Genomic DNA, 11,826 nt, shown 5'->3' on the forward strand with positions numbered 1-11,826 from the left:
GTTGAATTCCTCCTAAGGGTTAGTTTTGGACGTGATCTTCTAAACGAAATTGTCCAATTTTATAAATTTGATTCAGTGCTTCCTGTAGTTCAGCATCTTTATCTAAATTTAATCGAGTTTTCATAGCTTCTTTAATAGAATCTTTGTTATGACCTTTTACTGCAAGAATAAAAGGAAAGTTGAATTTTTCTTTGTATGAATCGTTTAATGATAAGAACTCCTCATACTCTTCCTCACCTAGTGAATCGAGTCCAACTCCCTGCTGCTCCTTAACAGAAGCATCAGCCATATGTACTCTTGTCGCTAAATCAGGATGGGCTCTTAGTAAACCAAGCTTTTCTTCTAATGAAGAATGCTCTACAACGTTTACCATGCTTTCATGCAATTGTTCAGCTGAAGTAAATGGTCCAGCTCCCCATGCACGCTCTGCAATCCAAGGTGAGTGTTCAAATATCCAACCAAGTTCTTTAACGAACTCTTCTTGACTCATGTTATTGATGTCTTTCAATTGAATACTAATTTCAAATTTCCTCCCTTCTCAAATACCTTGTACATCTATTCGATGTACTCCTACGTGCTTTAGCATTTCAAATTTTATTTTGTTTATGCACTGCATTAGGATTAACTATAGTTTATAACTTGGAAGCGTTTACGTCATTAGATAAAAAAGACAAAAGTCGTCATTTTAATTGTGCTATGAGCACAATTTCTACATGTTTTTCATTGACTATATGTCAATTTACGATAAATAATATAACTAGGAACATTATAGAAAGGATGATACTACTTGGGTTTGACTCTATTTGAAGCTCTTTCAATTCCTCCATTGGACCGCTGCAAAATTGTCGCAGGGGAAAATGGTCTTTCCAGAGAAATTAACTCAGTAAATAGTTTTGATGCTCCAGATGTCATGAAATGGCTAAAAGCAGGAGATTTAGTATTAACATCCGGATATGTATTTGATAATGAATTTGATTTTGTTTCTTTAATAGAAGATCTTGCAAAGCTTGATTGTGCTGGACTAGTTATCAAGTTGTCTGAATTACCCGAAAACATGATAAAAATTGCAAATAAGCTGAATTTGCCAATCATTGAAATTCCTGAAGATTTATCGGTATCTGATTTACTTGCACCAGTTTTAAGACAAGTATTTATTTATCAGGGAGAAAAATATGGTCAAGAGAAAAAAAATGAATTTATTAGACGATTACTGACTAAGAAACTGAAGAGTAAAGAAGCAATTTTGTCTGAGGGGAGCAGTTTAGGATTGTATCAAGCAGCAGGCTATATTTGTCTGTGCATTACTCCTTTTACTAATAGAAATAAAAAGTTTGATTTTATTTCTATTCAAAATAAATTCGAATCTTTTGCCAGTATGAAGAAGATACATTTATTTTTTGGAGAATATGAAGATAACGGAGTAATCATTGTTCAATCACAGCATAACTATAATAGAAATCAAAAGGATGAATCGATCCTCCAAATGAAAGATGATTTTATTGAATTTTTGAAAAAAGAATTTGAAAAGGATAAAATTTATATTGGACTCGGTTCTTATCAAACAGATATTTCAAATTGTCCAACAAGTTATAATGAAGCATATGAAGCGATTCAGTTCGGAAAACTAGTTTCTCCTAACGAAAATGTTTATGAGTTTTCAACCTTGCAAATTTATACCATTCTTCGGCATATTCCATCTTTTATTTCCGAAAACTTCATTGCTAATATTATTGGTCCATTAATTAATTATGATAAAGAGAATAATTCAAATTTAATCCAGACATTAGAGACTTATTTGAATTGCTCGCTTAAACCTTCTGAAACCGGGAATCAATTAGGGGTTCACCGTAATACAATTCATTTTAGAATTGCTAAAATTAAGGAATTGCTAAATATAAATTTTGATGATGGAAATATGATGTTTCAGCTTAATTGTGCATTACGGCTTCTTCATTTAAATAAGACGAATTCATTACATGTCTAATTTTAAAAATCGACCCATCCTAATTAAATACTAAGATGGGTCGATTTTCTTATTTTATTTTATGTAAAAGTCTAGCAGCTCTTAATCCCAGCTGGAGCCTGAATAGCTCCTCACCGTTTTTAAAATCCACTTTCAATAATTCTTCAATCCTTGTAATTCGAAATTTCACTGTATTTCTATGTAAAAAAAGAGATCGCGCCGTATCTTCGATTTTTCCTCTACATTGTAAAAATACTTCAAGTGTTTTTAATAATTCTGTATCATTTTGCTCATCGTATTTAATAAGGGGATTTAAAGCAGATGAAAGGAAATTATTTAAAATACTATCAGGAAGTTCCCGAAGCAAAAAATCCGGTTCCATTGCTGTGTACTCATAAACCTTCCCTATTCCATCATTATTTAATTGGAGACCTAGTTCAATAGCATTTCGTGCTTCAATATAACTTGAAATGAGATGAACAGCTTCTTCTTTATAATTGCCTATTCCTATTGTTATTCCTGTATCGGGGAATTGCTTTTGATATTTATCTACTAAATAATTAGCTGCTTCTTTCACACTTTGTCTTTCAAGCGATAAAGAATCTTGAGGCTGAATTATAATAATATAATGATCAAGTTTTACTACATACATTTTTAAATCATATTTTGTTTCTATCTCACTTATTAAAGAGAGAAACATGTCAGAATTAGTCGTACCAGATACCGGACTATTTTTTTGCAGGCAATACATTACAGCGAAACTGTTGTTTAAAAACACTCCGTATTCTGCAAGCTGATTTATTATTGCATCTTTATTTGTAAAGCCACCACTGAATAATTCAGTAAAGAACTCTTTCTTTCTTTTTTGATCATTGAAAAAATTTTCTCTGTTGAATATTTCACGAGTAACGAGTACAAGCAAGTCAGATAGTGAAATATCATATGGAATTTCAATTAAGGGGAAGTGTAAACGGTCGGCTTCGGCCCTCATCGCTTCTGGGGTAGTGGAAAAAAATCTTTTCACCTTAATAGCAAGCCCGGCACAACCTCTGTTTGCCATTTCTTGAATAAGCTGAATTTGTTTATCTGTATCATCTTTAAACACAAAACCTGTTGTAAGCAACAGATCTCCATTTTTTAATCCTCTAGTATCAACAGTATCCATAATACTTACAGAGCGGATTGTTCGATTAAGTCCATCTTTACCTGCAACTAATTGACAGCGCTCAAACAACTTAATATTCAGCGCTTTCGACACAGTAAAATGCAAATAAAAAACCTCCACTTCTAAAAAATCTTGCCTCTTTTCTACACCTTCAGACAGGATCAGACAAAGAAATCGACTTAAAAATTTTGAATTTTTTAAAAAAATAATTGTCTTTATCCCAATTATAATGTTAATATTCAAATATTGATATAGAAATATTTTATGGTATTTTATTTAATAAGCTGACTATATAGGTCCATATATTCAAAATTATTATACCAGCTTTATTCTTATCAAACTAAGTACTAGTAAATACAGGAGGAGTTGTCAATGAACCAACTTAGTAAAGCTAAAATTCTAATGTTAGGGTTTCAACACGTATGTGTAATGTACGGTGGAGCTGTTGCTGTCCCTCTAATGATCGGTCCAGCAATTGGACTTACACCGGAAGAAATTGTTTACTTAATTGCATTTGACTTGTTTGCTTGTGGTATTGCTACATGTATCCAAGTTATTGGCGGATTTGGATTTGGTATTAAATTACCAGCTTTAATGGCTACATCCTTTATCGTTGTTGAACCAATTATTGCAATAGGGAAAGAATACGGTATAACAGGTGTTCTCGGTTCCGTTGCAGTTTCAGGTTTAATTATCGCATTAGCTGCTCCGTTAATCGGAAGATTGTCTATTTTCTTCCCGCCAGTCGTTACAGGTTCTATCATTTTAATTATCGGTGCATCATTAATGCCGGTTGCTATGAAAAATGCAGCAGGTGGTGAAGGTTCTGCAAGTTTTGGAGATCCTACTAATTTATTATTAGCTGCTATTACACTAGTAAGCTTTTTAGTATTAAATGTTCTTCTTAAAGGTTTCATGAAAGCGATTGCACTTTTACTTGCATTAGTAATAGGTTCTGTAGTAGGAAACTTCTTTGGTTTAGTAAGTTCGGAAGCGGTTGCAAACGCAAGCTGGTTCAGTATGGTACAGCCATTCCATTTTGGTACACCTACATTCCAAGTTTCATCTATTATTACAATGTCGATTATTTCTTTAATTGTTGCCATTGAAAGTATCGGTGTATTTATTGCGCTAGGTGAGATTTGTAAACAAGATGTTGATAGAAAAGCAATCACAAAAGGTATTCGTGCAGAAGGTCTCGGCAGTATGTTAAGTGGTATTTTTAACTCTTTCAACCACTCTACTTTCTCACAAAACGTTGGTCTTGTTATGCTTACAAGAGTAACAGACAGAGCTGTTGTTATTTGCGCAGGGGTTATCCTTCTTATTTTAGGATTAGTACCAAAAGTTTCTGCTATTACAACGATGATTCCAACTCCGGTTCTTGGCGGTGCGATGATTCCAATGTTCGGTATGTTAATGGTTGCTGCATTACAAATGTTAGTTAAAGCTGATATGACGAAGCCTTCTAATCAATTAATCGTTGCTGTTGGTGTCGGTATCGGACTTGCTATTAAAGGTTCACATGGTGTCTTTGATGCACTTCCTGAAACTGCTCGTCTGCTTGTTGGAAATGGTGTTGTAATGGGTACATTTACATTACTTATTCTAAACTTAGTTTTAAATGGTAAACCAAGCAAAGATGATGCACATGCACACCACCACGGTCATGCAGAAACTAAGGCTAGCTAATCAAGAAAAACGAAAACGCTTTATATGTAAAACCAACCTATATTTTCTTGGGTTGGTTTTTTTTGAAATAAAAGATTGGATAACTTTAATTCATTTATACCTATATATTCATCTCTTTCATATTCTGTTATTTCCTCTTTCTTCTCAAAAAGCCTATACTACGTCCGTACGCAGGCTAAAATCTATTAGGCGAATCTATAAAATCGATAATTCTACTTCAAAAGCTTATTAAGAACTTAAACAAGATCTATATAATTAGTTCCTCATCCTATAACCGCTTAAAATTTACTTTGTAAGCTTTAAAATTAAAAACTATTAATATGTTTGTCTATGCAAATCTATATGACAATGCATAACTTACTAATAAGAGGAAAGGAAAATTCTCTTATGAAAAATATATATGTAAAGGAGGGATTCAAATGTGTTCATGTAGAAATATGAAAGAAGAGTTTATGAATGATCTACAAATAGATTGTCGTGGAAAACGAATTTGTAAGCCTTGTCAGAAGCCTTGCCCTAAAAAATGCAAAGAGTTATTATGCGACAGATGTGAGAGACAAATAAAAGATCGTTGCAAACCTTGTCATTCAAATTGTAAAAAGAAAAAACACTTATGTGATTGTGGTCATAAAAAATGCTGTGACTTCCATCATAACTGTAGCCAACCAATTTTTTCTCGCCAGGCTTTCAACTGCTTTAACATGAACGACTGGTAATAATATTAAAAAAACACTTATTACTAGAATATATATTCCTAATAATAAGTGTTTTTTACTCTAATTAAATTCTTACAACTCGTCCATTAAATTTTTCAGCCCAGTATCCTGATGACATATTTGCAATTGCAACACCTGTTGAACCTTGTGAACCGATAAATTTACCGTTTCCAACGTAAATTCCAACATGACCGTCTTTTTTATATGTATCAAAGAATACTAAATCTCCAGGTTGCATTTCACTTGTAGAAACACGAGTACCTTTATTTTTTAATGTATCTGTATTTCCAGTTGGTCCAATATCAATACCTGCTTCTCTAAATGCCCAATAAACGAAACCAGAGCAATCAAAGCGTCCATTATCAATATCATATTGTGATCTTCCTCCACCAAATACATAAACAGAGTTACCAATATATTTATTCCCTACAGTTACAACACTTCCACCACTAGATTGAGCTGGCTTTGGTGCTGGAGCTTCTGTTCTATTATTATCGTTCTCTCTCTCATTACGAGATGAATCTGAATTAGATTTATTACCAGCGGCAGATTCTGAAACTGATTTATTACTATTATCTGTATTTAAGCTTGCTCTTTTAGTAGATTTAGTTTCATTTGCTTTTGATTCTTTACGAGCTGCTTCTTTTGCCGCTTTTTCAGCTGCTGCTTTACGAGCTGCTTCTTCTCTCTCACGCTGTTCGATTTCAAGTCGAATTTTTTCTGCAGCAAGCGCTTGATCCTTCTGTTCTAAATCGCCTTTTTTGTTTAAATTAGCTTGCGCTTCTTTTTCAAGCTTGGCAACTAATTCACTTTGTTGTACCTTTTGATCTTTAAGCTGAGAGACCATTTCGGCTAATTCTCCCTGAGTGTCTTCCAATTCAGCTAGCTTATCTTGTACCGAAGTTTGCTTTGTTTCTAAGGACTTTTTGTCTGCTTCAAATTCCTTAATTAAATCTTGATCCGCTTGTACGATTGTTGTCACTGCATGCACACGGCCTATTAAATCTGAAAAACTTGTCGATCCAAGCACAACAGAAAGATACTCCGTTTTTCCACCGTTTTCCTGGAATGAACGAGCACGTTCTTCTAGTAAAGATGTACGTTTAGTAATTCTCTCTTTTAAAACGACAATTTCGCTTTCTAACTTCTTAATATCTTTTGTTGTTGCTGCAATAGCTTTTTTTGTTTCTTCTACTTTATTATTATTATCAGTAATTGCTAAATTAAGATTTACAATACGGTCTACTAATTTAGATTTCTCATTTTGAAGACGATTAATCTCTTTATTAGCCTCTTGGATTTCAACTTGTACTTTCGCTCTTTGTTCATCAATTGATTCAGCCTTCGCCGTTCCTGTTACAGAGTATAAGCTTCCTACTCCAAGAACTAATGCGAGATTTAAGGCTAACATACTTTTTCTTTTCACTTTAAATACCCTCATTTCTTCAACCTATTCGATTTAATTTGTAAATAGTGAATAATTATGTCATCTATAAGTGAATCTATTATGTTTCGATTATGTTATATTTGGTTAAATAATATTATATGTAACAAACTTATTTATAGATAAGATTATAACATCATTTTATGTCTAAATAAGGCTTTTTATGTTACATTAATATTTCAATTCAGCTTTTTCTGTCATATTAACCATTTTTTCGTAATATTTTTGGTATTTTATGTAATTTATTTCTGTGGATCTTATTAAATTCATCCTCTTTATAGTAAAAATAGAAACCTTTTAATACTATCTGTTATGTTATTCATAGTTTTACACGAAAAATAAATTTCTATTTTTTACAATTAACCAGCTATCCAATATAGCTGGTTTGATCTTTTAAAAAGTACATTGCTAATTCATTTAAGGAAATCTTATGAATTGAAATCATTTCCTCTTTACTAGCAGAGTAACAGACAGATAAACAATGAGTTTCATTTAATAGTCCTGAATGAAATTTCCAGTTATTCTGTTGAAATTTCAATCTGGGCTGACCAGTTAAATCAAATTCAATGTTAGAAAGTAAAATAGGACCTAAACCCGTACCTGTCGCTTTGACAAAAGATTCTTTCAATGTCCAAAGTTGATATAAAAGCAATTGTTTCTTTCGTTTACTGGATAAAATATGAAACATATACTGTTCATTGAAGCTGAAAAACTCGGTTATAATCGCAAAATCAATTTCACTAATCTCTTCAATGTCAACACCAATTTTCCCAGTCGCGTTCACTGCGCAAACAACTGTATTATTAGAATGAGAAATATTTATCTCTCCAGGGAAATGATCAACATAAGGCTTTCTATCAGCATTTCGTTTTATTGGATAAAAACATGAAAATCGATTTTCAAGAACATAACGACTCAGAACTGTTCCAAGTAATGAGTTATATCGATCTTGCATCAGTCGTTTACTTGAAATATAGTCATGTTGCTCTTTTGTTAAAACTGAAAAAAGAGCAGGATTAATTTTCTCATCATCACGTCTCTCAACAATCCAAATTTCAATCATATTAACCCTTCCTTACTATTAAAAAAGACCAAGCTTATGCACTTGGTCTTTTTATTTAGTGTTCAGGAAAATAACCGACCTTGACAGCGTAATTAATCATTTTAGTAAAAAACTCTTCATTGATATTTGGACAAATAATTCCCGTCCCCTTTAATAAATTCTTTGTTTCCGGGCAAGCATAGCGATAATTTGAATCCTTCGCTCCATCTCCTTCAAGCTGTGCAATCGTTAGCTGGAGAATTTCAGGATCAATACCATTTTCACTAAATAACCAGCTTTCATATTCCGCCCTTTCTTTAAGTTCAACCTTATAGCCGCATTGTTTCATATAATCAATCATTTTTGAGTAATGAATTTGTTCATGGTTACAAATATGAAGAATACGCCCAACAGATTCATCTTGTTTAAATAAAGAGACAATACTCTCACTGGCATAATCAATCGGAGTATAGTCAACAAACCATTCAACTTTAGGGGCTGCTTTCAGTGTGAGCATCGTTTTTAACATCCGATAGTAAGCATTGCTATCAATATTTTTTTGGAACATCCCTGTTTTCGAATGACAACTTAAGTTTCCGGCACGATAAATCGTAATTGGAATTCCATATTTCTCTGCTGCCTGGAATAATATTTTTTCAGATTCAAGCTTACTGTTTGTATAAACGTTTTGTAATGATATATTGAGTAATTCATTTATACTTTGTGTTGATTCCCATTTTCCTTCTAGAGCTAAGTCTTCTGGAATACCTAAAGTTGAGATATAGTGAAAACGCAGGCCATCCTTACTTTTAGCAAACTCAAGTAAATATTCTGTGCTTTGCTTATTTACTTTTGAAAAATGTTCATAATCTCCATAATGTCTTACATCTGCACCACAATGGATAATGCTATCAATATGTTTTTGTAGAAGTTCCCTGTCTTCTTTAAACAGACCGAGCTCTTCTTTTTCCAAATCACCTTTTACTACAACAACGCGATTTTGAGCTTCTTTTAGTAAGTTCTCTCCAAAATAATAATTAATCGTCTCCCAAAGTCTATCTTCAGCATGCTCTGCCGATGAACCGCGGACTAAACAATAAACATTTGCCTCTGTTTGTAAAAGAAGTTCTTGTAAAATATGTGAACCGAGATAACCAGTTGCACCTGTTAAAAGAATCTCATTTTGGTTTAGCAGTTTAGCAGATTGCTTTGAACCAAATGAAATAGGATTTTCAATTAAATCAATAATCTCTTCAGCTGCATTTGCATTTTGCTTTTCTAACGGTGTAAGTTGACTAAGCTCTAATGCACGCAGAGCAAGCTTTTCGATCGTAGGATTTAAGAAAAAGTCATTAATTTTCAATTGTGGAAAAGCTGGTTTTAATAAAACTAACGTTTCCAGAATTTTCAATGAATGTCCGCCAATTTCAAAGAAATCATCATAAATATCAATTTTTGCTAAACGGAGCGATTTTTTCCATGCTTCTGAAATGATCACTTCTGTTTCTGTTCTCGGAAGATTTTCAGCTTTTCGTGTTTCTTCTTTTACTAATTCAATGGTTGAAAGGGTTCGCCGATCAATTTTTCCTGTTGGAGAAACAGGAAGTTCATTTAAAAATTGAAAATAAGACGGTACCATATATTTCGGTAATTTTTCAGACAGAAAATCACGTAAATAAGATTGAGGAAAACCTTCCCCTGTTAGAGTAGTATAAAAAGCGACTAACATATTCAGCCCATCATCATCTTGTTTAGCAATAATAGCGACATCACGAATATGATCAACTTCAGCTAGGGCATGTTCTACTTCACCAATTTCAATTCGATGGCCACGAATTTTTATTTGTGTATCTTTTCTGCTTACATATTCAATTTCCCCTGAAGGTAATAATCTAACAAGGTCACCAGATCGATACATAATCGGACTGAAATCATCTCCAAAATGATTTGGTACGAATACTGCCGCTGTTTTTTCTGCTTCCTTCAAATATCCCCTGGCAATCCCGCCTGTACTAATGAGTAATTCTCCTGTAACACCTACAGGGCAAAGCTTATCCATTTCATTGACAATATAAAGTGCATAATTATTGAGCGGATAGCCAATTGGAACAGTTGGAGTCAGAGGCATGTCATCTGTCACTTTATAAAAAGTGGAGAGGACTGTACATTCCGTCGGACCATATAAATTATAAATATCCATTTTCTTACCGAATTTCTCGCGGAAAGAAATAACAAACTCTGTAATTAATGCTTCTCCCGCTATCGTTATTTGACGGACATTTTTAAACCTTTGTACATACTCATCCGGTAGTTTTGCAACTAATTCATTAAAGAAGATCGTTGGTAAAATCGCAATCGACGTAACTCCTTCTCTTTCAACCGCATTTGAAAAAGCTTCGACAGACATTCTTTCTTCATCAGAAAGCAAGTAAAGATGTGCTCCTTTAAAAAGTGCGCTGAATGTATCATAAATAGAAGCATCAAAGCTATAAGGTGCAAATTGGCAAAGTACATCCTCTTCTGTGAAATTCATTTCTTTTGTCGACCAGTCAATTAAGTTCACCACACCTCTATGACAAATAAGTGTTCCCTTTGGACGGCCCGTTGAACCTGATGTATAAATGATATATGCAAGATTATCCTGTGTTAATTCTACTGTCGTCGGTACATTTGAATACTTTTCAAAATCATTTTCTGTAAAAATACATAATTCATTATCCTCATCCACAAGCTGTTTAAATTTATTAAAGTAAGGGGTACGTACAATAGCAAAACGAGAACTTGTATTTTCAAGAATATATTTATTACGATCAACTGGATGTTCAGGGTCAAGCGGAACGTAGGCTCCTCCTGCTTTTAAAACACCTAATAATGAAATAATTGTTTCTATACTGCGATTCATAAAAATGGCAACTAATTCTTCTTTTTGAAGTCCATTTTCTAAAAGCATTTGAGCAACACGATTAGATTGTTCCTCAAGTTGTTCATATGTTAAACTGCCCTCATTCGATGAAATCGCCGTTCGATTTGGAAATACACTTGCTGTTTCACTGAATATTTGATTGATCGTCTTATTACGCTCATACGGGACAAATGTCTGGTTCAATATTTCATATAGTCCCTGTTCTTCAATTGAAATAATCGGAATAGAGTTAAAATTAACCTCTGAAGTTTCTGACTGTAAAAGAACATAAATCATCTTTTCATAATAATGAACATAACGTTCTACCGTCTTTAATAAAAAAAGATTTTCATTATAATTTATGACTAGTGATAATTGCGTTCCTTCTATTAAAAGTCTGCAATCTAAATATGTATGTTCTTCAATTGAGAAATCATTAAAAGAAAAAGTCGTATAATATGCATCATTTTCTTCATCTGTTAAATATTCTTTCCAATTAAAATTTTCATAAATATGAGCTTCTTTTAATTTTTCATTAACTTGTTTCATAATAGATGATGCCGTCTTCTCCGTCTCAAAAGAAACTCTAATCGGAAGAATATGATCTTTCTCCTTATGTACTCCGAGCATAATTTCACTTTCATTCGTTAAACGATGAAGCAACATACAATAAGAAGATAAGAAAAATGTTTGAATATCAACATTGTTTTTATTAACCCAGTTTTCAACTTCTTTTAATGAAAACTCATTTAATGGAAAGGAAACTGTTTTTGACAGCTTTCCTTTCACATGATGTTTCTGATAGTCTGTTGGTAAATCTAAAGTTGGTAACGGAACTTGTAATTCTTTTTTCCAATATTCCTTTGCTAAAGTTTGAACACCAATTGTAACTGTTGACACAA

At 33.0% G+C, this 11,826-nt stretch carries 7 protein-coding genes; 2 read left to right on the plus strand and 5 right to left on the minus strand.

The features are described from left to right. Positions 1-19 precede the first annotated feature (19 nt). The gene (gene uraD, locus BFA01S_RS12385; protein WP_066230757.1) at positions 20-490 is read right to left on the minus strand and encodes a 2-oxo-4-hydroxy-4-carboxy-5-ureidoimidazoline decarboxylase; all 471 of its coding nucleotides are present in this window, start codon (positions 488-490) and stop codon (positions 20-22) included. A gap of 297 nt (positions 491-787) precedes the next feature. On the opposite strand from uraD, the gene BFA01S_RS12390 reads away from it, so the two are divergent. Next, a complete protein-coding gene (locus tag BFA01S_RS12390; RefSeq protein WP_066230694.1) occupies positions 788-1,984 on the plus strand; it encodes a PucR family transcriptional regulator in 1,197 nt (398 codons plus the stop codon). 49 nt (positions 1,985-2,033) lie between these two features. Here the strand turns inward: BFA01S_RS12390 and BFA01S_RS12395 are convergent, their stop codons facing one another. Beyond that, complete coding sequence (locus BFA01S_RS12395; RefSeq protein WP_066230702.1) at positions 2,034-3,233, minus strand: PucR family transcriptional regulator; 1,200 nt, start codon at positions 3,231-3,233, stop codon at positions 2,034-2,036. A gap of 267 nt (positions 3,234-3,500) precedes the next feature. Here BFA01S_RS12395 and BFA01S_RS12400 point away from each other — a divergent pair, with 267 nt between their 5' ends. Continuing rightward, positions 3,501-4,820 (plus strand): nucleobase:cation symporter-2 family protein, encoded by a 1,320-nt coding sequence (locus tag BFA01S_RS12400; protein WP_066230708.1) that lies wholly within the window; start codon positions 3,501-3,503, stop codon positions 4,818-4,820. Positions 4,821-5,600: 780 nt separating this feature from the next. Here BFA01S_RS12400 and BFA01S_RS12405 read toward each other — a convergent pair. The 3 genes from BFA01S_RS12405 to BFA01S_RS12415 form a co-directional block, all read right to left on the minus strand. Beyond that, complete coding sequence (locus BFA01S_RS12405) at positions 5,601-6,962, minus strand: C40 family peptidase (protein WP_235843020.1); 1,362 nt, start codon at positions 6,960-6,962, stop codon at positions 5,601-5,603. Between the two features lie 385 nt (positions 6,963-7,347). Then, a complete protein-coding gene (locus BFA01S_RS12410; RefSeq protein ID WP_066230714.1) occupies positions 7,348-8,043 on the minus strand; it encodes a 4'-phosphopantetheinyl transferase family protein in 696 nt (231 codons plus the stop codon). A 55-nt stretch (positions 8,044-8,098) separates the two neighbouring features. Further along, positions 8,099-11,824, minus strand: coding sequence for a non-ribosomal peptide synthetase family protein (locus tag BFA01S_RS12415; RefSeq protein WP_066230716.1), 3,726 nt, complete (start codon positions 11,822-11,824; stop codon positions 8,099-8,101). Between the last annotated feature and the right edge of the window lie 2 nt (positions 11,825-11,826).

The organism is Metabacillus fastidiosus NBRC 101226 (assembly GCF_001591625.1).
Classification (GTDB): domain Bacteria; phylum Bacillota; class Bacilli; order Bacillales; family Bacillaceae; genus Metabacillus; species Metabacillus fastidiosus.